Source organism: Pseudomonas sp. 31-12, assembly GCF_003151075.1.
Taxonomy (GTDB): domain Bacteria; phylum Pseudomonadota; class Gammaproteobacteria; order Pseudomonadales; family Pseudomonadaceae; genus Aquipseudomonas.
This window is the reverse complement of the sequence record NZ_CP029482.1, coordinates 4,830,456-4,855,872: the sequence shown is the minus strand read 5'-3', so window position 1 is coordinate 4,855,872 and position 25,417 is coordinate 4,830,456. Positions and strand designations below refer to the sequence as shown.

11 protein-coding genes are annotated in these 25,417 nt (G+C 62.3%); 4 read left to right on the top strand and 7 right to left on the bottom strand.

The genetic code is table 11. The features are described from left to right. Positions 1-17: 17 nt before the first annotated feature. From DJ564_RS22840 to DJ564_RS22815, 6 genes are all read right to left on the bottom strand, one after another. Positions 18-1,979: an acetyl/propionyl/methylcrotonyl-CoA carboxylase subunit alpha gene (locus DJ564_RS22840; protein ID WP_109633555.1), complete on the bottom strand. Its 1,962-nt coding sequence runs from the start codon at positions 1,977-1,979 to the stop codon at positions 18-20. A 108-nt stretch (positions 1,980-2,087) separates the two neighbouring features. Beyond that, entirely contained in the window at positions 2,088-2,885 is a 798-nt protein-coding gene (locus tag DJ564_RS22835) for an enoyl-CoA hydratase/isomerase family protein (protein ID WP_109633553.1), read from the bottom strand. After that, on the bottom strand, positions 2,882-4,039 hold the full coding sequence (atuD, locus tag DJ564_RS22830; protein ID WP_109633552.1) for a citronellyl-CoA dehydrogenase: 1,158 nt from the start codon (positions 4,037-4,039) through the stop codon (positions 2,882-2,884). Before atuD ends, DJ564_RS22835 begins: the two co-directional genes overlap by 4 nt. Before the next feature lie 26 nt (positions 4,040-4,065). Continuing rightward, positions 4,066-5,682 carry a geranyl-CoA carboxylase subunit beta gene (gene atuC, locus DJ564_RS22825; RefSeq protein WP_109633550.1) on the bottom strand — a complete coding sequence of 539 codons (1,617 nt, stop codon included), beginning with the start codon at positions 5,680-5,682 and terminating at the stop codon, positions 4,066-4,068. A 3-nt stretch (positions 5,683-5,685) separates the two neighbouring features. After that, positions 5,686-6,570, bottom strand: coding sequence for an SDR family oxidoreductase (locus DJ564_RS22820; protein WP_109633548.1), 885 nt, complete (start codon positions 6,568-6,570; stop codon positions 5,686-5,688). A 12-nt stretch (positions 6,571-6,582) separates the two neighbouring features. Then, on the bottom strand, positions 6,583-8,385 hold the full coding sequence (locus DJ564_RS22815; RefSeq protein ID WP_109633546.1) for an acyclic terpene utilization AtuA family protein: 1,803 nt from the start codon (positions 8,383-8,385) through the stop codon (positions 6,583-6,585). A gap of 178 nt (positions 8,386-8,563) precedes the next feature. Here DJ564_RS22815 and DJ564_RS22810 point away from each other — a divergent pair, with 178 nt between their 5' ends. From DJ564_RS22810 to DJ564_RS22800, 3 genes are all read left to right on the top strand, one after another. Then, on the top strand, positions 8,564-9,190 hold the full coding sequence (locus DJ564_RS22810; RefSeq protein WP_109633544.1) for a TetR/AcrR family transcriptional regulator: 627 nt from the start codon (positions 8,564-8,566) through the stop codon (positions 9,188-9,190). A 92-nt stretch (positions 9,191-9,282) separates the two neighbouring features. Beyond that, positions 9,283-10,077: an ABC transporter substrate-binding protein gene (locus DJ564_RS22805; protein WP_178082319.1), complete on the top strand. Its 795-nt coding sequence runs from the start codon at positions 9,283-9,285 to the stop codon at positions 10,075-10,077. Between the two features lie 99 nt (positions 10,078-10,176). Then, on the top strand, positions 10,177-11,190 hold the full coding sequence (locus DJ564_RS22800) for a GNAT family N-acetyltransferase (RefSeq protein WP_109633541.1): 1,014 nt from the start codon (positions 10,177-10,179) through the stop codon (positions 11,188-11,190). A 134-nt stretch (positions 11,191-11,324) separates the two neighbouring features. On the opposite strand, the gene DJ564_RS22795 is transcribed toward DJ564_RS22800, so the two are convergent. Further along, a complete protein-coding gene (locus DJ564_RS22795) occupies positions 11,325-11,873 on the bottom strand; it encodes an RNA polymerase factor sigma-70 (RefSeq protein ID WP_010461205.1) in 549 nt (182 codons plus the stop codon). 368 nt (positions 11,874-12,241) lie between these two features. Here DJ564_RS22795 and DJ564_RS22790 point away from each other — a divergent pair, with 368 nt between their 5' ends. Then, positions 12,242-25,225: a non-ribosomal peptide synthetase gene (locus tag DJ564_RS22790; RefSeq protein ID WP_109633539.1), complete on the top strand. Its 12,984-nt coding sequence runs from the start codon at positions 12,242-12,244 to the stop codon at positions 25,223-25,225. The last annotated feature ends 192 nt before the right edge of the window (positions 25,226-25,417 follow it).

The following is a 25,417-nucleotide window of genomic DNA, read 5'->3' as shown; positions in this document are numbered from 1 at the left end:
CGGATCCGCCTAGCGCCTTATTCGACCTCCAACAAAATCTGACGATTTTTGACCTGATCGCCGACCCGCACCTGCAAGCGTTTAAGCACCCCGTCGATACCTGATTTGAGCGGGTGTTCCATTTTCATCGCTTCAAGCACCACCAGCAGCTGACCTTTGCTGACCGGGCTGCCCTCGCTGACGAGCACGTCGACGATCGCCCCGTCCATGGGCGCCTTGAGGGTGCCGGAACTGACGCTGGCCTGGCTGCTGACCAAGGCTTGGGTCCGATCAACCAGGCGCAGGCTGCCCGGACGGGTGAACAGCCAGAGTTGCCCGGCCGTCAGGCGGTAGGCGTGACGTTGGCGAATGCCGTCGATCACCAGCGTTGCCCAATGCCCGTCGCACTGGATGACCTTCAATTCGAGGGTTCGGTCGCCGGTTTGCAAACGGTACGGTGCGTCAGGCACTGCGTTCAATTCCACCGGCCAGTCCTGATCCTCCAGGCCGATTCGAAAATGCAGAGGCACGCTGGCGTTATTCCGCCAACCGGCCAGCGGGGCGGGATGGGCTTGCGCCGAAGCGTGGTAGAACAGCGCGGCAGCAATGGCCAGCTCTTCGGCGCTCGGCACCGGCGGATGCAGGCAAGGATGGTCGGCGAAACAGCTCGGGATGAAGCCGGTGCTGAATTCGCCGCTGATGAATTGCGGGTGTTGCAGCAGGCTGGCGAGCAAGCGCTGATTACTTTGCACGCCCAGCAGCACACTGTCCTGCACGGCCCGCAGCAGTTTGCGCCGGGCCTCTTCGCGGGTGGTGCCGTGGGCGATGATTTTGCCCAGCAACGGATCGTAGAACGGGCTGATGTCCTGGCCTTCGATCAAGCCATGATCGATGCGCACACCGTTCTGCAAGGCAGGCTCCCACGTCTCGATTCGACCGGTTTGCGGCAAAAAGCCCTGGGCCGGATCTTCGGCGTACAAACGCACTTCCATGGCATGCCCGTTGAGCTGCACTTCCTCTTGTTTCAAAGGCAGCGGCAGGCCTTCGGCGACATGCAGCTGCCAGGCCACCAGATCAAGGCCGGTGATCAATTCGGTCACCGGGTGTTCCACTTGCAGCCGAGTGTTCATCTCTAGAAAGTAGAACTGCCCGCGTGCATCCAGCAAGAATTCCACAGTGCCGGCACCCACGTAATTCACCGCACGCCCGGCCTTGAGCGCCGCTTCACCCATGGCCTGGCGCAACTCGCTGGTCATCACCGGGCAGGGTGCTTCTTCGATGACTTTCTGGTGGCGGCGCTGGATCGAACAGTCGCGCTCGCCGAGGTAGATCAGGTTGCCATGCTGGTCGCCGAACACCTGAACCTCGATGTGACGCGGATCGATCAGCGCTTGCTCAAGGATCAGTTCATCGCTGCCAAACCCGTGCATCGCTTCGGAGCGCGCGGTTCGCAGCTGTTCCAGCAACTCGTCGGCGCTGTGCACCAGGCGCATGCCGCGCCCGCCACCGCCGGCGCTGGCCTTGATCATCAGCGGGTAACTGATGCTTTCAGCTTCGCGGCTCAGGGTTGCGTCGTCCTGTTCGGTGCCTTGATAGCCTTTGATGCACGGCACGCCGGCCGCGAGCATGGCGAGTTTCGACAGGCGCTTGCTGCCCATCAACTCAATCGCTTCGGGGCTCGGGCCAATGAAGGTGATGCCGGCGTGTTGGCAGGCGAGGGCGAACTCGACGTTTTCCGAGAGGAAGCCATAGCCGGGATGGATCGCGTCGGCACCGCTGCGCCGCGCGGCGTCGATGATCGCCGGGATGTTCAGGTAGGACTGCTGCACCGGGGCAGGGCCGATGTTGACCGCTTCGTCGGCCATTTGGACGTGCAAGGCGTCGGCGTCGGCATCGCTGAACACGGCAACGGTACGGTAGCCCAGAGATTGGGCGGTGCGCTGGATGCGGCAGGCGATTTCACCGCGGTTGGCGATGAGGATTTTGCTGAGTCCGGGCATGGGTTGTTCCCTTGTTATTGCGGTGAATGTGATGGCCTCTTCGCGAGCACGTCCGCTCCCACACCTGGAATGCATTTCAATGTGGGAGCGGGCTTGCCCGCGAAGCTTCTAAATGGCCCACCCCGGTTTACGTTTTTGCACGAACGCCATCGTCCCCTCGACCCCTTCCGCCCCGGTCACCGCTTCGCTGAACCACTCGGCCGCCTCATCCAGTAACGCATCCGAAGGCTGTCCCGCACTCGCCAGCAACAGTCTTTTTGTTGTGGCATTCGCCCCCGGTGCGCAGCACAACACATGGGCGAGGATTTCATCGAGGCGCTCGGCCAAGGCTTGCGCGTCATGCTCGACGAAATGTACCAATCCCATGCGCCGCGCCTGGGTGCCATCGAAACGCGCGGCCGTCAGTGCCAGTCGACGTGCCTGGGTCAGGCCGATGCGCTGGACCACGAACGGCGCGATCTGCGCGGGCAGCAGACCGAGGCTGGTTTCCGGCAGACCGAACTGCGCGTTGTGATCGGCCAGGGCAACATCGCTGACGCAGGCCAGCCCCAACCCACCGCCGAGCACTGCGCCTTGCAGCACCGTGATGACCACTTGCGGGGCGTGTTGCACTGCTTGCAGCAGCGCGCCGAACGCCCGGTTCAAATCGCGATAGGCGTCCGCACCTTGAGCGCGGGCATTGGCCATGTCCTTGATGTCGCCGCCGGCACAAAAATGCCCACCGGCACCACCGATCACCAGCGCACGAACGGCTCGATCATCACGCACCGCGGCCAGCACCGCACGCAGTTCGGCGACCATCTGCAAGCTCATGGCATTGCGGCTTTCCGGGCGGTTGAGGGTGATGTGCAGCACGCCGTTATGGGATTCGAGCAGCAAGGTCTGGCACACCGGCAGGGCGCTCATTTCTTTTTCCCCGGCAGGATGCCCATGAGTTTGCAGATGATCCCCAGCATGATTTCGTCGGCGCCGCCACCGATCGACACCAGCCGCACGTCACGGTAAGCGCGGGCCACCGGGTTGTCCCACATGAAGCCCATGCCGCCCCAATATTGCAGGCAGCTGTCGCTGACTTCACGGCCCAGGCGCCCGGCCTTGAGTTTGGCCATCGACGCCAGGCGCGTGACGTCCTGACCTTTGATGTACTGCTCGGTGGCCTGATAGACCAGCGCCCGCAAGCATTCGATTTCGGTTTGCAGTTCGGCCAGGCGAAAGTGAATGACCTGATTGTCGATCAGCGCGCTGCCAAAGGTCTTGCGCTCCTTGCAGTACTCGATGGTGCTGTCGACGCAGTATTCCAGGCCCTTGATCATGTTCGCCGCGCCGAACAAACGCTCCTCCTGGAATTGCAGCATCTGCATCATGAAGCCCGCGCCTTCGTGGCCGATGCGGTTGCGCTGCGGCACGCGCACGTTGTCGAAAAACACCTGGGCGGTTTCCGAACTGCGCATGCCGAGCTTGTCCAGATGCGAGCTGAGGCTGATGCCGGGGGTGTTCATCGGCACCATGATCAGCGACTTGTTGACGTGCGGTTTGTCGTCAGAGGTGTTGGCCAGCAGGCAGATGAAGTCGGCGCTCGGCGAGTTGGTGATCCACATTTTGCTGCCGTTGATCACGTAGTCGTCGCCGTCCTTGCGGGCGGTGGTTTTCAATCCCGCCACGTCCGAGCCGGCACCGACTTCGGAGACGCCGATGCAGCCGACCTGTTCGCCGGTAATCGCCGGACGAAGGAATTCTTCGCGCAGTTCATCGGAGCCGAAGCGGGCGAGGGCAGGGGTGCACATGTCGGTCTGCACGCCGATGGACATCGGGATCCCGCCGCAGTGAATGGTGCCGAACTCTTCAGCGGCTGCGATCGAATAGCTGTAGTCGAGTCCCATCCCTCCGAATTTTTCCGGTTTGGAAATCCCCAGCAAACCGAGGTCGCCGGCCTTGCGGAAGATCTCGTGGATCGGAAAGCGTCCGGCCTTCTCCCATTCCTCGACGTGCGGATTGATCTCGTGCTCGACGAATTGGCGGACCGTACGACGCAGTGCTTCGTGTTCCTGGGTGAAGATCATTTTTATTGTTCTCCTGTGATCCGCGATCAGAATCTCGCGACGCCAAAACTGTTGGTTTGCAGCGGCCGCACTTCGGCCTCGTGACAGATGTCCAGCAAGTAACCGAGCAAGGTCCGGGTATCCCGCGGATCGATCAGCCCGTCGTCCCACAGGTTGGCGCTGCCGTACAGTGCGGTGGACTGGCTGTCGAGTTTCTGTGCGGTGACCTGTTCCAGCATGTCGAGCATTTTCGGGTCGGGCACCAGGCCGTCCTTGAGCTGTTTGGCTTCGGTGACGATGCGCAGCACCTTGCCCGCCTGTGCGCCGCCCATGACGGCGGTGCGGCTGTTAGGCCAGGCGAAGATGAAACGCGGGTCGAGGCCGCGGCCGCACATCGCGTAGTTGCCGGCGCCATAGGAGCCGCCGACGACAATGGTCAGCTTGGGCACCCGGGCGTTGGCCACCGCCTGAATCATCTTCGCGCCATGCTTGATCACGCCTTGCTGTTCCGATTCGGTGCCAACCATGAACCCGGTGGTGTTGTGGAAAAACAGCAGCGGCGTGCGGCTCTGGTCACACAGCTGAATGAATTGCGCCGCCTTGCTCGCACCCTTGGGCGTGATTGGGCCGTTGTTGCCGATGAATCCGCAAGCGCGGCCCTGAATGTGCAAATGCCCGCAGATGGTCTGCTGATCGAACTCGCCCTTGAACTCGAGGAAGCTCGAACCGTCAGCAATCCGCGCGATGATTTCGCGCACGTCATAGGGTTTTTTCGGGTCGTCGGGAATCAGCCCGAGCAACTCGTCGATCGGGTAGCGCGGGTCTTCCCAGTAGCGGGCGGGCGCTGCCGGTAACCGTGCATTCCACGACAGCAGGCTGACGATCTCGCGCACCTGGCGCACGCCATCGGCATCGTTCTCGGCGAGGTATTCGGCGGTGCCGGCGGTTTGCGCGTGCATCTCGGCGCCGCCCAGTTCTTCATCGGTGGCGACTTCGCCGGTGGCGGCTTTGAGCAGCGGCGGGCCGGCCAGGAACAGCTTCGCCTTGCCACGCACCACCACCACGTAATCGGAGAGCCCCGGCTGATAAGCGCCGCCCGCCGTGGCCGAGCCGTGAACCACGGTGATCTGCGGCAACCCCAGGGCCGACATCCGCGCCTGATTGGCGAAGCTGCGTGCGCCTTCGACGAAAATCTCCGCCGCGTAATTGAGGTTGGCGCCGCCGCTCTCGGCGAGGGTGATCACCGGCAGTTTGTTTTCCATGGCGATCTGTTGCAGGCGCAGGGACTTTTTCAGGCCGCTGGGGGAAATGGTCCCGCCCTTGATCGCGCTGTTGTTCGCCACCACCAGCACGCGCACACCGGACACGTAGCCGATCCCGGCGATCAAGCCACCACCGGCCGAGCTGCCGTCCTTGTCGTCGTGCAGTTTGTAGCCGGCCAGGCTCGCCAGTTCGAGGAACGGCGCACCGGGGTCGAGCAGCAGATTGAGGCGTTCCCGGGGCAGTAATTGGCCGCGCTTGTCGAATTTGGGTTTGGCTTCGGCCGCCTTGTTCAGCAGGTTTTGTTCAAGCTGACGGACCTGTTCGATGCCGACCAGCATCGCAGTGCGGTTCTGCGCGAACTGTTCGCTGAACGGGTCTACTTGTGACTGGATCACCGGCATGGCTTATTCCTTGTCCTTAAGCACATCGGGACTGAGCACTTCTGGTAAGTACGCGCGATGGAAACCGTTATACGACTCACTGTTTTGCGCCTTGTGAATCGGCCACGCCCGCCCGCCAAGGCTCGCCGCACCGTCGATGCGCAGCGTGCTGCCGCTGATGAAGCCCGCCGCCGGGCTGAGCAGGAAAACGATCGCCGCGCTGACCTCCGATTCTGTGCCGATACGCTTGAGCGGCACGTGCTCGCGCAAGGTCGGAATCACCGCTTTGAACGCACCTTCATAGGTGTCCATGCCGCTCGACGCCACCCAGCCCGGCGCCACCGCGTTGACCCGCACCCCGGCATAACCCCATTCAAAAGCGGCGGTCTTGGTCAGGTTGTCCATGCCCGAACGCGCCGCCCCCGAGTGACCCATGCCGGGCATGCCGCCCCACATGTCCGCGAGCATGTTGACGATGGCGCCGCCGTGTTTGCTCATCGACTGATTGAACACTTCCCGGGCCATCAGGAAGCCGCCCACCAGGTTGGTGCGCATCACGGTTTCGAAACCCTTCTGATTGATCGAGGCCAGCGGCGACGGGTATTGCCCGCCAGCATTGTTGACCAGCCCGTGAATCGGGCCGTGCTTGCGAATCAATTCGCTGACCAGATGCGTGACCGCTTCCTCTTCACGGATATCGCAGGTTGCCCAATCCGCCTTGCCACCGTCTTCGGCAATCTCGGCGGCGACGTTTTTCAACTTGTCAGCCTTGCGCCCGATCAGCAACACATGGGCGCCGAGTGCCGCCAGCTCATGGGCGGTGCAGCGGCCGATGCCACTGCCGCCACCGGTGACGATGATGGTTTGGCCTGCAAACAGATCGGCTTTGAAAATCGAATCGTACGCCATGGCGACAGTCCTCTAGTTGACCTGGTCGGCGATGCGCTGGGGCACCGGAATCTGGATGTCCAGCAACTGCTGGGCGAAGGCTTTGCCTTGCGGATCGATCCGCAGGCTAGCCACGCCGCCACCGCCGAGGGCGTTCTCCAGGAGAAAATTGAAGCTGTGGGTGCCGGGCAAATACCAGCGCTCGACACGTCCGTGAACCGGGTCGAGGACATGACTCATCCAGTCGACCATCACCTCGGGCGTCAGGGCTTCGGCGATCCATGGCAGGAACTCGGGCTCCCGGGCCATGACGCCGATGTTGCTGTGATTGCCCTTGTCGCCGGAGCGCGCCACGGCGAGTTTGATCAGGGGCACACTGGCATCGGCACGGCCGGTGGGTTGCGGCGGGTCGTATGGAACCGGCAAGTCGTTTGGGTCGAGCACATCGACGGCGGGCAGGGCGCATGGGTGGCGCTGGCCCTGGAGATCAATGTCCAGCGTGCAAGCGGTTTTGTCGATGAGGAACGAGAACAGCCGGATCAGCGGATACACCGTCGGCCGTCCGCCGACAATCCCGGTCAGCCCCGGTGCCATGCCGGTCGCGGCCTGGGCGATTTCCCGGGAGAACACGATCAATGCCTGTTTGCTCGGATGGCGTACCGCGAGTTTGATCACCACTTCACGGCTGTCCTGGCGTTGGCCGTGGGGGCCGTACGTGGCTTCGCTGCCGAGCAGTTCGATGTTCACTTCGCTGTAGGGCGCCCAGCCGCGCTGGCTGAAAATATCCGAGGTCTTGTTGATGATCGCCCGGCTGACCCGTTCCGCCTTGGCCACCGCATCGATCCCGGCGATCAGGCAACTGGCAGTGCAGCGGAAACCGTCCGGGTACGTGGCACTGACCTTGTACTGATCGGTCGGCGGCAAGCCTTTGGCGCCATGCACCCGGACCGCATTTTTACCTTGTTGCACGAGTTTGACCTGGGTGAAATCGCAGACCACGTCAGGCAGCAAGTAGGCCTGGGGGTTGCCGATTTCATAGAGCATTTGTTCGCCGACGGTCAGTGGCGTGACCAGGCCGCCGGAGCCCTCGGGTTTGCTGACGATGAACTGGCTGTCGGCGCTGACTTCAACGATGGGGAAGCCAATGTGTTCGTAATCGGGCACGTCGCGCCAGTCGGTGAAATTGCCGCCGGTGCACTGGGCGCCACATTCGATGATGTGCCCGGCCAATGCGGCCTGGGCCAGCTTGTCGTAGTCATGCCAGGACCAGCCGAACTCATGCACCAGCGCGGCACTGACCACCGCGCTGTCGACGACGCGTCCGGTAATGACGATGTCGGCACCCAGGCGAAGGGCTTCGACAATGCCCGGTGCGCCGAGGTAGGCGTTGGTCGAGACGCACATCGATGGCAGGGGCGCGCCGCTGAACATTTCATGGACGCCGCGACTGCTCAGCTGTTTGAACTGCGGTTGCAGATCGTCGCCCAGCAGCACGGCAATTTTCAGCGAGACGCCAGCCTTGTCGCACGCTGCTTGCAGTGCGGCGGCGCAGGCTTGTGGATTGACCCCGCCGGCGTTGCTGATGACACGGATTTTTTGTTCGGCGAGTTGCCCCAGCAACGGGCTGAGGACTTCGATGAAGTCGCCGGCATAGCCCGCCTGCGGGTCTTTCATCCGTGCCCCGGCCATGATCGACATGGTGATTTCGGCCAAGTAATCGAAGACCAGATAGTCCAGACGCCCACCGTCCACCAGTTGCGCGGCAGCGGTCGAGGTATCGCCCCAGAACGCGCTGGCGCATCCGATGCGAATCGTTTCAGGCGCAACCCATTCCATAACCACCTCCGACAGAAGTGCATCGAGACTACCAAGCAAGCGCTTGGTTTGTAAACGGCTGAAATATCTTCTGCCCGAGCGCTTGCTTGGTTGCCGTCGCCAGCTTAAATTGCCCGCGCAACCCCGCTGTTTTAGCGGTGGGCGGTGCATTTGATTGATCGACTGTAGGAGAGAACGGGTGGACGAGCAAAAAGCCCTGGGGGTCATGCGCGAATTGGTCGACAACGGCCAATTGACCGACCCTGACAGCGCCCGCGGCAAACTGCTGCAAGTGGCGGCTCACCTGTTCCGCAACAAAGGGTATGAACGCACTACGGTGCGCGATCTGGCCGGTGCCGTGGGCATTCAGTCGGGCAGCATCTTTCATCATTTCAAAAGCAAGGACGAGATCCTGCGGGCGGTGATGGAAGAGACCATCCGTTACAACACGGCGTTGATGCGCGCCGCCCTGGCCGAGGCCGGCAATGTACGCGAGCGGGTGCTGGCGCTGATTCGTTGCGAATTGCAGTCGATCATGGGCGGCAGCGGCGAGGCCATGGCGGTGCTGGTGTATGAATGGCGTTCGCTGTCCGAAGACGGGCAGGCGCAGGTGCTGGCATTGCGCGATATTTATGAAGCGCTGTGGTTGCAGGTGTTGGGGGAAGCCAAGGACGCCGGTTTTATCCGCGGCGATGTGTTCATTACGCGTCGTTTTCTGACGGGCGCGTTGTCCTGGACCACCACCTGGTTTCGTGCCGACGGCAGCATGAGCCTTGATCAGTTGGCCGATGAAGCCTTGATTCTGGTACTCGAAGAAAAGCAATAAGTTGTCATGATCCGGCAGGAAACTGGCTAAGTGGCCGAAACCGCCTAGCTTGAATGCATTGATGCGTATTTTTTGGGGAGTGGGTAGTTTTGATGTCTTCGCCAATTAGGACGGCCACGCGGCTTTTGCTGGCGTCGCTCGTGGCAGTCTGGGTGTTGCCATCCCAGGCTGCGCAACTGGTGCGGGTCGGTGCCGCACATTTCCCTCCCTATACCGTGCGCCCCGAATCCGGTGCCGACACCGGCCTGCTGCCGCAATTGGTGGAAGCCTTGAATCAATTGCAGAGCGACTATCAGTTCGTTCTGGTGCCGACTTCGATTCCCCGGCGATTCGGTGATTTCAAGCAAGGCCGTGTCGACATGGCGATTTTCGAGAACCCGGACTGGGGCTGGAAGGACATTCCCCACACCAGCGTCGACATGGGGCTGGAAGACGCCGAGATTTTTGTCGCGCAACGGATACCGGATCGGCAGCAGAACTATTTTGCCGACCTCACCGGCAAGCGTCTGGCCGTGTTCAGTGGCTATCACTATGAGTTCGCCAACTTCAATGCCGACCCGAAATTCCTCGCGCAGAACTACAACGCCACGCTGACCTATTCCCATGACAGCAATCTGCTGATGGTCCTGCGCGGGCGGGCCGACATTGCCCTGGTGACGCGCTCCTACCTGAGCGATTACCTGCTGCGTAACGAGCAAGTGGCCGATCAGCTGCTGGTGTCGCAAGGCATCGATCAGGTGTATCACCATTACGCGATCCTGCGTCCGGCCGCGCCCATCAGCGGCGAGGCGTTCGGCAAGTTGCTGCAAGGGTTGCGGGACAATGGCCAGATGCTGAAGATTTTCGATCCGTACAAGATCGCGGTGGTGCCCGTACCCAAACCCTGAAGACCGCCGCAGGTCGCGTCATTCGCGACTTCGCTTAAATTTCCTGCCCCGGCTCACGTCACATGGTTGAACTGTCGACGATTATCGTGAGCCCGACCCATGCCCAATCTGAATGACCTGACTGCCCTGGCCTTGCCTGACGCAAGCCGTCTTGTAGCCGATGAAACCGAGAATCGCCTGCACCTCAGCCTGGAAGGGCAGCCGCTGATCGAGCTGCGCCTGACCCGCGAACCCGAATTGACGGTGCACGTCGAAGAGCGCTTCGACACGTCTGAAGGTCAGGCGCTCTGGGCAGCCTGTTATTGGATGTTTGCCCGTGATCCGGCGTGCCAGCACCTGACGTTCCAACTGCCGCAATCACCCTCCGACGCCTTGGCGAGCGGTTTGCTGATTCCCACCGACACCACCGGCCAATACCGCTGCGAACGCACGCTGTTCTGGCAGTTGCCTCCGCCGTGGTTGAGCCAGGCGCTGAACGACATTTATCCGCAGCAAATGGTCATCAGTGGTGGCAAGCGCCATCCACGGCGTCCGCTAAAACCAAGCGGTGAAGTCTATCGGCGTTTCGATGCACGGCTCGGTGCCTGGATTTCCCTGCGCACGGTGGACATCGACCTGGACGTGGCACGTTTCAATCGCTGGCAGAACAGCCCGCGGGTCGCCAGTTTCTGGCAGGAGGAGGGCAGTCTCGAACAGCACCGTGAATACCTGAGCAAACTCGACGCCGACCCGCACACCCTGACGCTGATCGGTTGTTTCGATGATCAGCCGTTTGCCTATTTCGAAGCCTATTGGGCCAAGGAAGATCGCATAGCGCCGTTCTATGACGCTGGCGATTACGACCGCGGTATCCACATGCTGGTGGGTGAAGAAAATCACCGCGGCCCGCACAAGGTGGCGAGCTGGTTATCGGCGCTAACGCATTTCCTGTTTCTCGATGATCCGCGCACTCAGCGAGTGGTCGCCGAGCCTCGTGCCGATAACGCGAAGATGATCGGGTACATGCAGAACCAGGGTTACCACTGCGAGAAAGAGTTCGACTTTCCGCACAAGCGCGCGGCGTTGATGATGCTGGGGCGTGAGCGGTTTTTTGATCGGTGCAAGTTGGCGTGATGCGCAAGACTCAAGGTCTGCACCGACCTTGAGTCAGCCTTCGCGAGCAAGCCCGCTCCCACATTTGACCTGTGTTCGCAGGACCAATGTGGGAGCGGGCTTGCTCGCGAAGGGGGCGACGCAAATTTCAGATCTTAGCGACGGGCAAAGGTATCCACACGATTGCCCGACACCTTGCGGCAGTGCACCAGCGCATCGCGAATCATGAAGTTCACCAGGGTCGGCGAGACGCCGAGTTCCTTGGCGATGTCCTTTTGCGGCACGCCGTGCAGACGGTACATCTCGAAGGCGTAGCGGGTGCGGCTCGGCAGCTCCGTCAGCGCATCGGCAATGTTTTCCAGGGTCGAGAAATTGATGTGCGAGGTTTCCGGCGAAGCGCCCTGAATCACCACGTTCAGACCTTCCTCTTCCGGCCCGGAATACTTCTGCTCCAGCGCCTGCTTGCGATAGTGGTCGATCGCCAGGTTGCGCACGATCTGGAACAGATAACTGAGCTGAGCCTTGAAGGACGACGTGATTTGCGGCGCCGATTGCAGCCGGAAAAACGCATCCTGGACCACGTCTTCAGCACGCGACCGGCAGCCGGTAATCCGCGCTGCAATTTTCACCAGAATCAGTCGGTTGTCGACGAAGGCCTGAAGTAGCGGTGAATCGCACCTGCTTGTGGATACTTGTTCCGTCATGGAAATCACCTTGCTGCCAATAGGTTGGGTGGGAGGCCGAGGGGGGGGGCGTCCTACACATCGAGCGACAAATTATGCTGAATGATAATGATTGTCAATTGAGAAAGATAACTAATGCTCCTCAAAGGTGCAGAGTGAGAACTGCGACACGCTGTCGCATGCCAGCCCCGTTGGCGATCAAGCCTGCCGACTAATTATTTCAAGACGCCATCCGTTCTCATTGGTGAAAGGTGCCGGGTAAATCCCGACCAAAACCGCATTCCCAATGCCTTGCGCAGTCGGCGAAGACCGCGTCCTGCATGCCCTTTAGTGGGTGTGACGTAAGAAAACCGATTCCATTTGCAAGCCGAATTCAGGCAGGAAACCTCATGACCGACGCGTTCGAACTCCCAAGCAATCTGGTCCAAGCCCTCCAGCGCCGCGCGGCCCTGACGCCGGATCGAGTGGCCTTGCGTTTTCTCGCCGACACCCCGGATCAGGCTGTGGTCCTCAGTTATCGCGAGCTGGATCGGCGGGCGCGAACCATTGCCGGTGCGTTGCAGGCCGAGGCTGAATTCGGTGATCGCGCCGTGCTGCTGTTCCCGAGTGGCCCGGATTACGTCGCGGCGTTTTTTGGTTGCCTGTACGCGGGGGTGATTGCGGTGCCGGCTTATCCGCCGGAGTCGGCCAAACGTCATCACCAGGAACGTCTGCTGTCGATCATCAGCGATGCCGAGCCGCGTCTGTTGCTGACCAGTGCCGGCCTGCGCGACGCCTTGCTACACATTGAAGGCGCGCCGCCGTTGCTGTGCGTCGATACCCTTGACGGCGCCTTGGCCGAACGCTGGAGCGAACCGAACCTGGCCGACGACCACATCGCCTTCCTGCAATACACCTCCGGTTCCACCGCGTTGCCCAAAGGGGTGCAAGTCAGCCACGGTAATCTGGTGGCCAATGAAATGCTGATCCGTCATGGTTTCGGTATCGACCTGAACCCGGACGACGTGATCGTCAGCTGGCTGCCGCTGTACCACGACATGGGCCTGATCGGCGGCCTGTTGCAGCCGATTTTCAGCGGCGTGCCGTGCGTGTTGATGTCGCCGGCCTATTTCCTCGGCCGGCCGTTGCGCTGGCTGGAAGCGATCAGCGAATACGGCGGCACCATCAGCGGCGGACCGGATTTCGCCTATCGCCTGTGCAGCGAACGCGTCAGCGAATCAGCGTTGGAGCGCCTCGACCTGAGCGGCTGGCGCGTGGCGTATTCCGGCTCCGAACCGATCCGTCTCGACACCCTCGATCGCTTCGGCGAGAAGTTCGCGGCGTGCGGTTTCACCACCGACAGCTTCATGGCGTCTTACGGATTGGCCGAAGCCACTTTGTTCGTCGCCGGGACCCTGCGCGGTCAGGGCATCGGCAACCTGCGCGTGGACGATCAAGCCTTGGCCCAAAACCGTGCAGAGGCGGGCGAAGGCAGCGCGATCATGAGTTGCGGCATCAGTCAGCCGGATCATGCGGTGCTGATTGTCGACCCGGTCGCGCTCAATGAACTCGCGGACAACGCGGTCGGCGAAGTCTGGGCCGCCGGGCCGAGCATCGCTCATGGCTACTGGCGAAACCCCGAGGCCAGCGCCAAGACTTTTGTCCAGCACAACGACCGGACCTGGCTGCGCACCGGCGACTTGGGCTTCATGCGTGACGGTGAACTGTTCATCACCGGACGCCTGAAAGACATGCTGATCGTTCGCGGCCACAACCTTTACCCGCAAGACATCGAGCAGACCGTCGAACGCGAAGTGGAAGTGGTGCGCAAAGGTCGCGTCGCCGCTTTCGCGGTCACTGTCGACGGTCAGGAAGGCATCGGCATTGCTGCGGAAATCAGCCGCAGCGTGCAGAAAATCCTCCCGCCCGACGCATTGATCAAAGCGATTCGCCAAGCCGTGGCCGAGGCGTATCAGGAAGCGCCGAGCGTGGTGGCGCTGCTCAATCCGGGCGCATTGCCCAAGACCTCCAGCGGCAAGCTGCAACGTTCGGCCTGCCGCAATCGCCTGGCGGACGGCAGCCTCGACAGCTATGCGCGGTTCCCTTCGGCAGATGTTCAGAGCGAAGCCAAAACCGAATCGAGTTCCGAGCTGCAAGCCTTGATCGGCCAGATCTGGTGCGAACAATTGCAGGTCAAGCCGATCAACGCTGACGACCACTTTTTCCTGCTCGGTGGCAACTCCATCGCCGCCACTCAAGTGGTCGCGCGACTGCGTGAAGCACTGGGTCTGGAGCTGAACCTGCGCCTGCTCTTCGAAGCGCCAACCCTCGGTGCGTTCACCGCCGCCGTCGCTCAATTGCAACAGGACGGCGGCCTGGCCCAAGGCGCGATCACCCCGCTGTCGCGCCACGAACCGATGCCGCAATCCCTGGCGCAAAACCGCCTCTGGATCACCTGGCAACTCGATCCACAGAGCAACGCCTACAACATTCCCGGTGCCTTGCGCCTGCGCGGTGAACTGGACGAAGACGCCTTGCGCGCCAGTTTCCAGCAATTGATCGAGCGTCATGAATCCCTGCGCACACGGTTCTTCGAGCGTGACGGTGTGGCACTGCAACAGGTCGATGCCGTGGGCGACTTCAATCTGCAATTGATCGACATCAGCGACCTGCCCATCGCCGAGCGTGAAGCCCGCGCGCTGCAAATCCGTGAGGACGAAGCCCGCACCCAGTTCGATCTGGAGAAAGGCCCGCTGCTGTGGGTGACACTGGTTCGCCTCGATGATGAGGACTATCAACTGCTGGTGACGATGCACCACATCATCGCTGATGGCTGGTCGCTGAACGTGCTGATCGACGAGTTCTCGCGCCTGTATGCCGCCGCGTCCCAAGGACAGACCGCGACGCTGCCGGCCCTGCCAACTCAATACGCCGACTACGGCAGCTGGCAGCGTCAATGGCTGGCGCAAGGAGAGGGCGAGCGTCAACTGGCCTATTGGAAAGCACAGTTGGGTGACGAGCATCCGACCCTGACCTTGGCCACCGATCACCCGCGCTCGGCGCAGCACGTTCACAGCGCCGCCCGCCATTCCGTAAAGCTGGCTGCGACCTTGAGCGATGCCATTCGCCAGACTGCCCAGGCGCATGAATCGACGCCGTTCATGCTGTTGCTCGCCGCGTTCCAGAGCCTGTTGCACCGCTACAGCGGCCAGCGCGACATCCGCATCGGCGTGCCGAATGCCAACCGCCCGCGCCTGGAAACCCAAGGGCTGATCGGCTTCTTCATCAATACCCAAGTGCTGCGTGCCGAAGTGGATTCGCGGCTGCCATTCGTGGAGCTGTTGGCGCAAACCCGTCAGGCCGCGCTGGGCGCTCAAGCGCACCAGGACCTGCCGTTCGAACAACTGCTCGAAGCCTTCCCGCAAGCGCGCGAACAAGGGCTGTTCCAGGTGATGTTCAACCACCAGCAACTGGATTTGAGCGCGTTGCGTCGCCTGCCTGGGTTGCTTGCCGAAGAACTGCCGTGGCACAGCCGCGAAGCCAAGTTCGACCTGCAACTGCACAGCGAAGAAGACCAGAAGGGGCGCCTGAGCCTGTCCTTCGACTACGCCAGCGAGCTGTTCGATACGACGTCCATCGAGCGTCTGGCCGAGCATTTCAGCCACCTGCTGCGGGCCATTTGCGAGCAACCGTCCGCCGCCATCGGCGACCTGCCACTGATGACCGCAAGCGAGTACGACCAACAAACTGCCTGGAGCGCTGCACCCTGCACGCCGGCCAGCCAATGGCTGCCGGAGCTGCTTAACGAACAAGCGCGCCAAACCCCGGAACGCACGGCGTTGATGTGGGACGGCGGCAGCCTCGATTTCGCCGAGCTGCACACCCAGGCCAACCGCCTGGCCCATTACCTGCGCGACAAAGGCGTCGGCCCGGACGTCTGCGTGGCCATCGCCGCCGAGCGTTCACCGCAATTGCTGATCGGCCTGCTGGCGATCATCAAGGCCGGTGGCGCCTATGTGCCGCTGGACCCGGATTACCCGGCCGAGCGCCTGGCCTACATGCTCAGCGACAGCGGCGTCGAATTGCTGCTGACCCAGACCCAATTGCTCGAACGCCTGCCGGACACTGACGGCGTCAGCGTGATCGCCATGGACGCCTTGCATCTGGAGAACTGGCCAAGCCAGCCGCCGGGCCTGCACCTGCACGGCGACAACCTCGCCTACGTGATTTACACCTCGGGTTCGACCGGTCAGCCGAAGGGCGTCGGCAACACCCACGCGGCGCTCGCCGAGCGCCTGCAATGGATGCAGAACACCTACGGTTTGAACGACACCGACGTGTTGATGCAAAAAGCCCCGATCAGTTTCGACGTGTCGGTGTGGGAGTGCTTCTGGCCGCTGATCACCGGGGCACGCTTGCTGATCGCCGGCCCCGGCGAGCACCGCGATCCGCATCGCATCGCGCAGCTGGTCCAGCAATACGGCGTGACCACGCTGCACTTCGTGCCGCCGCTGCTTTCGTTGTTCATCGATGAGCCGCTGACCGCCGAATGCACCAGCCTGCGCCGTGTGTTCTCCGGTGGCGAAGCCTTGCCCGCCGAACTGCGCAACCGTGTGCTGGAACAACTGCCCGCCGTGCAACTGCACAACCGCTACGGCCCGACCGAGACCGCAATCAACGTCACCCATTGGCACTGCACTAGCGCCGATGGCGAGCGCTCGCCGATTGGCCGTCCGTTGGGCAACGTGCTGTGCCGCGTCCTCGACAGCGACCTCAATCCGGTGCCGGCCGGTGTGCCGGGCGAATTGTGCATCAGCGGCATCGGCCTGGCCCGTGGCTATCTGGGCCGTCCGGGCCTGACCGCCGAACGGTTTGTCGTCGATCCACTGGGCGAGCAGGGCGCGCGTCTGTACCGCACCGGCGACCGCGCACGCTGGACCGCCGATGGCGTGATCGAATACCTCGGTCGTCTCGATCAGCAGGTCAAACTGCGTGGCTTCCGTGTCGAGCCCGAAGAAATCGAAGCCCGTTTGCTGGCCCAGGATGGCGTCGCTCAAGCCGTGGTGCTGGTGCGCGAGACCGCCGCCGGTGGCCAGTTGATCGGTTACTACACCGCAGCCGAAACCCGCGAAACTGAAGACGCGCAAACGGCGCGCCTGAAAACCGCACTGGCGGCTGAACTGCCGGACTACATGGTCCCGGCGCAGCTGATGCGTCTGGACGAAATGCCCCTGAGCCCGAGCGGCAAACTCGACCGTCGTGCCTTGCCCGAACCGCAATGGCAAGTGCGCGAACACGTCGAGCCGGCCACGGCGCTGGAGCAACAAGTCGCCGGCATCTGGCGCGAAGTGTTGGGCCTCGCACAGATCGGCCTGCGCGACGATTTCTTCGCCCTCGGCGGCCATTCGTTGCTGGCCACGCAAATCATTTCCCGTACCCGTCAGGCCTGCGACGTCGAGTTGCCGCTGCGGGCGCTGTTCGAAAACAGTGAGCTGGGTGCCTTCGCCGATCAGGTGCAAAAGATCCAGGCCAGCGGTAAAACCAACCAGCAGCCGCCGATCGAGAAAGTCGACCGCCGCCTACCGGTGCCGCTGTCCTATTCCCAGCAGCGCATGTGGTTCCTCTGGCAGATGGAGCCGGACAGCCCGGCCTACAACGTCGGCGGCATGGCGCGACTGCGCAGTGTGCTCGATGTCGGGCGTTTCGAAGCGGCGCTGCAAGCGCTGATCATGCGGCACGAAACCCTGCGCACCACGTTCCCGAGCGTCGACGGCGTGGCCCGTCAGCAGGTGCATGCCGAGACGGGCGTGCGCATGGACTGGAAGGATTTTTCGACACTGGCCGCTGACATCCGCGAGCAGCGCGTGCAGCAACTGGCCGACGATGAAGCACACCTGCCGTTCGATCTGGAAACCGGTCCGCTGCTACGCGCCTGTCTGGTCAAGACCGCTGAGCAGGAGCACTACTTTGTCCTGACCCTGCACCACATCGTCACCGAAGGCTGGGCGATGGACATCTTCGCCCGGGAACTGAGCGCGCTGTACGAAGCGTTCGTCGATGACCGCGAATCGCCGCTGGCACCGCTGCCGGTGCAGTACCTGGATTACAGCGTCTGGCAGCGCCAGTGGCTGGAGTCCGGCGAGCGCCAGCGCCAGCTCGACTACTGGACCGCGCAACTGGGGCGCGAACATCCACTGCTGGAATTGCCCGCCGACCGTCCGCGTCCGCCGGTGCAAAGCCATCAGGGTGAATTGTTCCGCTTCGACCTGAGCGATGACCTCGCTGCACGGGTCCGCGCCTTTAACGCGCAAAACGGTCTGACCCTGTTCATGACCATGACCGCCGCGTTGGCCGTGCTGCTTTACCGCTACAGCGGCCAGACCGACCTGCGCATCGGCGCGCCGGTGGCCAACCGGATTCGCCCGGAAAGCGAAGGCTTGATCGGTGCGTTCCTCAACACCCAGGTCTTGCGTTGCCAGCTTGACGGGCAGATGTCCGTCGGCGAATTGTTCGAGCAGGTGCGCCACACAGTGATCGAAGGCCAGTCCCATCAGGACTTGCCGTTCGATCACTTGGTCGAAACGTTGCAGCCTCCGCGCAGCGCCGCGTACAACCCGCTGTTCCAGGTGATGTGCAACGTGCAGCGCTGGGAATTCCAGCAGAGCCGCACCCTGGCCGGCATGACCGTCGAGTACCTGGCTAACGACGCGCGGGCGACCAAGTTCGACCTCAACCTGGAAGTCACCGACCTCGATCATCGACTGGGTTGCTGCCTGACCTACAGCACCGATTTGTTCGATGAACCGCGCATTGCGCGCATGGCCGGGCACTGGCGCAACCTGCTGGAAGCGCTGCTGACCGATCCGCAACAGCGCCTCAGCGAACTGCCGTTGCTCGAAGCCGGCGAACAGCAAAAGCTGCTGGACAGCCTTGGCGTCGAACCGGGCGAGCATCGCCTCGACCAGTGCATCCATCACCTGTTCAGCGAGCAGGCACTGGCGCGCAAGGACGCTCCGGCGCTGACCTTTGCGGGTGAAACCCTGAGCTACGCCGAACTCGACAGCCGCGCCAATCGCCTGGCCTGGATGCTCCGCGAGCGCGGTGTCGGCCCGCAGGTTCGCGTCGGCCTGGCGCTTGAGCGTTCGCTGGAAATGGTCGTCGGCTTGCTGGCGATCCTCAAGGCCGGCGGTGCTTACGTGCCGCTGGACCCGGAATACCCGCTCGATCGCCTGCACTACATGATCGAAGACAGCGGCATTGGTTTGCTGCTCAGCGATGCGGCAATGTTCTCCGCACTCGGTGAGTTGCCGGCAACGGTCGCCCGCTGGTGCCTTGAAGAGGACGCCGCCGCGTTGGCCCACTACCCGGCCACCGAGCTGCCGTTTATCAGCCTGCCGCAGCATCAGGCGTACCTGATTTATACCTCGGGCTCCACTGGCAAGCCAAAAGGCGTGGTGGTGTCCCACGGTGAAATCGCCATGCATTGCCAAGCGGTCATTGAGCGCTTCGGCATGCGTCCGGACGACTGTGAGCTGCATTTCTATTCGATCAACTTCGACGCTGCGACCGAGCGTTTGCTGGTGCCGTTGTTGAGCGGTGCGCAAGTGGTTTTGCGTGCCCAAGGCCAATGGGATGCGGAAGAAATCTGCGGGCTGATCCGTCGTCACCACATCAACATTCTCGGCTTCACCCCAAGCTACGGCAGCCAATTGGCGCAGTGGCTGGCAACCCAGGGCGAAACCTTGCCGGTGCGCATGTGCATCACCGGCGGCGAAGCCCTGACTGGTGAGCACCTGGCGCGAATCCGTGCGGCGTTCAAGCCGATCCTGTTCTTCAACGCCTATGGCCCGACCGAAACCGTGGTCATGCCATTGGCGAGTCTGGCGCCGGAACAGCTTGAAGAAGGCCTGGGCAGCGTGCCGATCGGCAGCGTGATTGGTGCTCGCGTGGCGTACATCCTTGATGCCGATCTGGTCCTGGTGCCGCAAGGCGCGACCGGCGAGTTGTACGTCGGCGGTGCCGGCTTGGCGCAGGGTTATCACCAGCGTCCGGGCATGACCGCCGAGCGATTCGTGGCTGATCCGTTCACCGCTGATGGCGGGCGTCTGTACCGCACCGGCGATCTGGTGCGCCAGCGTGCCGATGGCTTGGTGGAATACCTCGGGCGCATCGACCATCAAGTGAAGATTCGCGGTTTCCGCATCGAGTTGGGCGAAATCGAAACCCGTCTGCTGGAGCATGAGTCGATCCGCGAAGCCGTGGTCCTGGCCCTCGACGCACCGAGCGGCAAACAACTGGTCGGCTATCTGGTGACCGAGGTCGCCGAGCAGGACGAAGCGCCACAAGCGGCACTGCGTGAAGCCTTGAAGCATCACCTCAAATCGCAACTGCCGGATTACATGGTGCCGACGCACCTGATCCTGCTGGCCAGCATGCCGCTGACCGCCAACGGCAAACTCGACCGTCGCGCCTTGCCGGCACCGGACCCGGAACTGAACCGTCAGCACTACGTCGCGCCGAGCAACGAGCTGGAACTGACCTTGGCCGGCATCTGGTGCGAAGTGCTGAACGTTGAGCAAGTGGGCCTCAACGACAACTTCTTCGAACTGGGCGGCGATTCGATTTTGTCGATCCAGGTGGTCAGCCGTGCGCGGCAGCAGGGCATTCATTTCAGCCCGCGTGACCTGTTCCAGCACCAAACGGTGCAGACCCTGGCCGCCGTGGCGACCCGCACCGAGCAGGTCACCGCCGAGCAAGGTTTGCTCACTGGCGAATCGCGTTTGACGCCGATTCAGCACTGGTTCTTCGATACCGACATTCCCGAGCGTCAGCACTGGAACCAGGCGTTGCTGCTGGAGCCGACCGTCGCGCTGGAACCCCATCGCCTGGAGCAAGCGCTGCTGGCGGTGATCGAGCAACACGATGCCTTGCGTCTGCGCTTCACTCAAACCGGCGCGCAATGGCGCGCCGAGCATCAGGCGATTGACGACGTGCCGGTGCTGTGGCAAGTGCGTGTTTCGTCCATGGACAAATGCACCGCACTGTTCGCCGATGCCCAGCGCAGCCTCGACCTCGAGCAGGGGCCGTTGATGCGCGTGCTGCTGGTCGATGGTCCTGAGAGCGAACAACGGCTATTCATCGCCATTCACCACCTGGTGGTGGACGGCGTTTCGTGGCGGGTGCTGCTGGACGATCTGCAAACCGTTTACCGTCAACTGGACGCTCAGCACTCGGTCAAACTGCCGGCGAAAACCAGTGCGTTCAAGGATTGGTCCGCGCGCTTGCAGGCCTATGCCGGCAGCGAATCCCTGCGTGAAGAACTGAGCTGGTGGCAGGCGCAACTGGCCGGGCCGAACGCCGAGTTGCCGTGTGATCGTCCCGACGGCGGTCGGCAGAACCGGCATGCACAAACCGTCAGCGTGCGCCTCGATGCCGAGCGGACTCGCCAGTTGTTGCAACAGGCGCCGAGTGCCTATCGCACCCAGGTCAACGACCTGCTGCTGACCGCGTTGGCCCGAGTGTTGTGCCACTGGAGCGGACAGGAATCGGCGCTCATTCAACTGGAAGGCCATGGCCGCGAAACCCTGTTCGACGAGATCGACCTGACCCGCACCGTCGGCTGGTTCACCAGCGCCTATCCATTACGCCTGGTGCCGGCGGACGGGCAGGGCGCTTCGATCAAGGCGATCAAGGAACAACTGCACGCCGTGCCGCACAAAGGCTTGGGTTATGGCGTGCTGCGTTACCTGGCCGATAATCAGAGTCGCCAGACCCTGGCCGCGTTGCCGGTGGCGCCGATCACTTTCAACTACCTCGGTCAGTTCGACCAGAGCTTCGGCGCGGACGCGTTGTTCCGTCCGCTGGACGAGCCCGTCGGCGCGGCCCACGACCCGCATGCGCCGCTGCCCAATGAGCTGAGCGTCGACAGTCAGGTCTACGGCGGTGAACTGGTGCTGCGCTGGACCTTCAGCGCCGAACGCCACGATCCGCACACCATCACCGACCTGGCAAACGCTTACCTGGGCGAACTGCAAAGCCTGATCGAGCATTGCCTGCAAGACGATGCCGGCGGCCTGACGCCGTCGGACTTCCCGCTGGCCAGACTGACTCAGCCACAACTGGATGCGCTGCCGATTCCGGCCGCCGCCATCGAAGACGTCTACCCGCTGACCCCGATGCAGGAAGGCATGCTGTTGCACACCTTGCTGGAACCGGGCACCGGCCTTTACTACATGCAGGATCGCTACCGGATCAACAGCGAACTCGATTCGCAGCGTTTCGCCCAGGCCTGGCAAGCGGTGATCGCCCGCCACGAAGCGTTGCGCGCATCGTTCTGCTGGAACGTCGGCGAAGACATGCTGCAAGTGATCCACAAACCCGGTAGCACGCCGATCGAGGTCCTCGACTGGACGGCGATTGCCGAGGCCGAGCAAGAGCCGAAGCTGCAAGCACTGCTCAAAAGCGAGCGCGAAGCCGGGTTCGATCTGCTCAATCAGGCACCGTTCCACCTGCGCTTGATCAAGGTCGGCGCGGCGCGTTACTGGTTCATGATGAGCAACCACCACATCCTCATCGATGCCTGGTGCCGCTCGCTGCTGATGAACGATTTCTTCGAGATCTACACCGCCCTCGGCGAAGGCCGCGACGCACAGCTTGGGCTTGTGTCGCGTTATCGCGACTACATTGGCTGGCTGCAACGCCAAAGCCTGGCCGAGGCGCGGCAGTGGTGGAAAACCAACCTGCAAGGTTTCGAGCGGACCACGCCGATCCCGAGCGACCGGCCGTTCCTGCGTGAGCATGCCGGTGAAAGCGGCGGCATGATCGTCGGTGACCGCTACACAAGGCTTGATGCTCGCGACGGTGCGCAACTGCGCGAACTGGCGCAGGCCCATCAACTGACCATCAACACCTTCGCCCAGGCTGCGTGGGCCTTGGTGCTGCGGCGTTTGAGCGGTGATCGCGACGTGCTGTTCGGCGTCACGGTGGCCGGGCGTCCGGTGGACATGCCGCAGATGCAGCGCACCGTCGGGCTGTTCATCAACAGCATTGCGCTGCGGGTGAAGATGCCTGAGGACGATCAGCGTTGCAGCGTGCGCCAGTGGTTGAGCGGTTTGCTCGACAGCAACATGCAACTGCGCGAGTACGAATACCTGCCGCTGGTGAGCATTCAGGAAAATAGCGAACTGCCCAAGGGCCAGCCGCTGTTCGACAGCCTGTTTGTGTTTGAAAATGCCCCGGTAGAAGTCTCGGTGCTGGACCGTGCGCAAAGCCTCAATGCGACCTCGGATTCGGGCCGCACCCACACCAACTTCCCGCTGACGGCGGTCTGCTATCCGGGCGATGACCTGGGGCTGCACCTGTCTTACGACCAGCGTTATTTCGACGAATCGACCGTCGAGCGCATGCTCGGTGAATTCAAACGTTTGTTGTTGGCGCTGGTGGAAGGCTTCCATGGCGACATGGCTGACTTGCCGTTGCTGGGCGCCGAGGAGCAGGACTTCCTGATCCACGGCTGCAACCAGAGTGAGCATGATTACCCGCTGGAGCAGAGCTACGTCGCCTTGTTCGAAGCGCAGGTTGCCCAGCATCCGCAGCGGATTGCCGCCAGTTGCCTGGATCAGCAACACACTTATGTCGAGCTGAACCAACGCAGTAACCGCCTCGGTCATGCGTTGATCGCGGCGGGTGTCGGGCTGGATCAACCAGTGGCGTTGCTGGCTGAACGTAACCTCGATCTGCTGGGCATGATCATCGGCAGCTTCAAGGCCGGTGCCGGTTATCTGCCGCTGGACCCGGGGCTGCCGAGTCAGCGTCTGAGCCGGATCATCGACCTGAGCCGCACGCCGTTGCTGGTCTGCACTGAGGCCTGTCGTGAACAGGCGGTCGCATTGCTGGATGAATTCAGTTGCGCCAACCGGCCGAAATTGCTGGTGTGGGAAGCGGTGCAGGCGAGCGATGCATCGGTGGCGAATCCGGGTATCTACAGCGGCCCGGACAATCTCGCCTATGTGATCTACACCTCAGGTTCCACCGGTTTGCCCAAAGGCGTGATGGTCGAGCAACGCGGCATGCTCAACAACCAGTTGAGCAAGGTGCCGTACCTGAAGTTGAGCGACGCCGACGTGATCGCCCAGACCGCTTCGCAAAGCTTCGACATCTCGGTGTGGCAGTTCCTCGCCGCGCCGCTGTTCGGGGCGCGGGTGGACATCGTGCCGAACACCATCGCCCACGATCCGCAAGGGTTGCTGGCGCACGTGTCGGCCCAGGGCATCACGGTGCTGGAAAGCGTGCCGTCGCTGATTCAAGGCATGCTCGCCCAGGAACGCATGAGCCTCGACGGCCTGCGCTGGATGTTGCCGACCGGTGAAGCAATGCCGCCGGAACTGGCGCATCAGTGGCTGTTGCGCTACCCGGAGATCGGGTTGGTGAATGCTTATGGCCCGGCGGAATGCTCGGACGACGTGGCGTTCTTCCGCGTGGACATGGCCTCGACCCGTGGCAGTTATCTGCCGATCGGTACGCCGACCGACAACAACCGTTTGTACCTGCTCGATGGCGCGCTGGAACTGGTGCCGTTGGGTGCGGTGGGCGAGTTGTGCGTCGCCGGCACTGGCGTCGGGCGCGGTTATGTCAGCGATCCGCTGCGCACGGCTCAGGTGTTTGTGCCGAACCCGTTCGGCGCGCCGGGGGATCGTCTGTATCGCACCGGCGACCTCGCCCGACGTCGCAGTGACGGCGTGCTGGAATACGTCGGGCGTATCGACCATCAAGTGAAGATCCGCGGTTACCGCATCGAGCTGGGTGAAATCGAAGCGCGTCTGCATGAGCAACCGCAAGTGCGCGAAGCGGCGGTCGGCGTGCAGGAAGGCGTGAACGGCAAGCATCTGGTCGGCTACCTGGTGGCGGCTGACTCGGCGTTGAACCCGGCCGAACGCCTGGAGCGCATCAAGCAACGCCTGCGCGCCGAACTGCCGGAATACATGGTGCCGCTGCACTGGTTGTGGCTGGAGCGGATGCCGCTCAATGCCAACGGCAAACTCGACCGCAAGGCACTGCCGGCGCTGGAGATCGGGCAGTTGCAGAGCCAGGATTATCAGGCACCGCGAACTGAGCTGGAGCAGACGCTGGCGGGTATCTGGGCTGAGGTGCTGAAGGTCGAGCAGGTCGGCGTTCAGGACAACTTCTTTGAGCTGGGCGGGCATTCGTTGCTGGCGACGCAGATTGCGTCGCGGGTGCAGAAAACCTTGCAACGTGATGTGCCTCTGCGGGCGATGTTCGAGTGCAGCACGGTGGCGCAATTGGCCGAATACATCGACGGGTTGGCGGCGAGTGACATCACCGAGGAGAAGGTGGATCGCCTCAATGATCTGATGGCAGAGCTGGAGGGGCTTTGATTCTCCAGCGTCTGTGTGGGCCTCATCGCGGGCAAGCCCGCTCCCACAAGGATCGACGGTGTACACCTAATCTGTGGACACCTTAGATACCTGTGGGAGCGGGCTTGCCCGCGATGGCGTCATCGAAATTTGCGCGAATTTGCGCGTTGACTGCCGCTTCGGACCGGCTCAGGCTGCCTCTGCTTTTTTTGT

Bases quoted from the DNA above. Each gene is read 5' to 3' on its own strand.
- DJ564_RS22840 (WP_109633555.1), bottom strand. From the start codon at position 1,979: ATGCCCGGACTCAGCAAAATCCTCATCGCCAACCGCGGTGAAATCGCC.
- DJ564_RS22835 (WP_109633553.1), bottom strand. From the start codon at position 2,885: ATGAGCGCCCTGCCGGTGTGCCAGACCTTGCTGCTCGAATCCCATAAC.
- atuD (WP_109633552.1), bottom strand. From the start codon at position 4,039: ATGATCTTCACCCAGGAACACGAAGCACTGCGTCGTACGGTCCGCCAA.
- atuC (WP_109633550.1), bottom strand. From the start codon at position 5,682: ATGCCGGTGATCCAGTCACAAGTAGACCCGTTCAGCGAACAGTTCGCG.
- DJ564_RS22820 (WP_109633548.1), bottom strand. From the start codon at position 6,570: ATGGCGTACGATTCGATTTTCAAAGCCGATCTGTTTGCAGGCCAAACC.
- DJ564_RS22815 (WP_109633546.1), bottom strand. From the start codon at position 8,385: ATGGAATGGGTTGCGCCTGAAACGATTCGCATCGGATGCGCCAGCGCG.
- DJ564_RS22805 (WP_178082319.1), top strand. From the start codon at position 9,283: ATGTCTTCGCCAATTAGGACGGCCACGCGGCTTTTGCTGGCGTCGCTC.
- DJ564_RS22800 (WP_109633541.1), top strand. From the start codon at position 10,177: ATGCCCAATCTGAATGACCTGACTGCCCTGGCCTTGCCTGACGCAAGC.
- DJ564_RS22795 (WP_010461205.1), bottom strand. From the start codon at position 11,873: ATGACGGAACAAGTATCCACAAGCAGGTGCGATTCACCGCTACTTCAG.
- DJ564_RS22790 (WP_109633539.1), top strand. From the start codon at position 12,242: ATGACCGACGCGTTCGAACTCCCAAGCAATCTGGTCCAAGCCCTCCAG.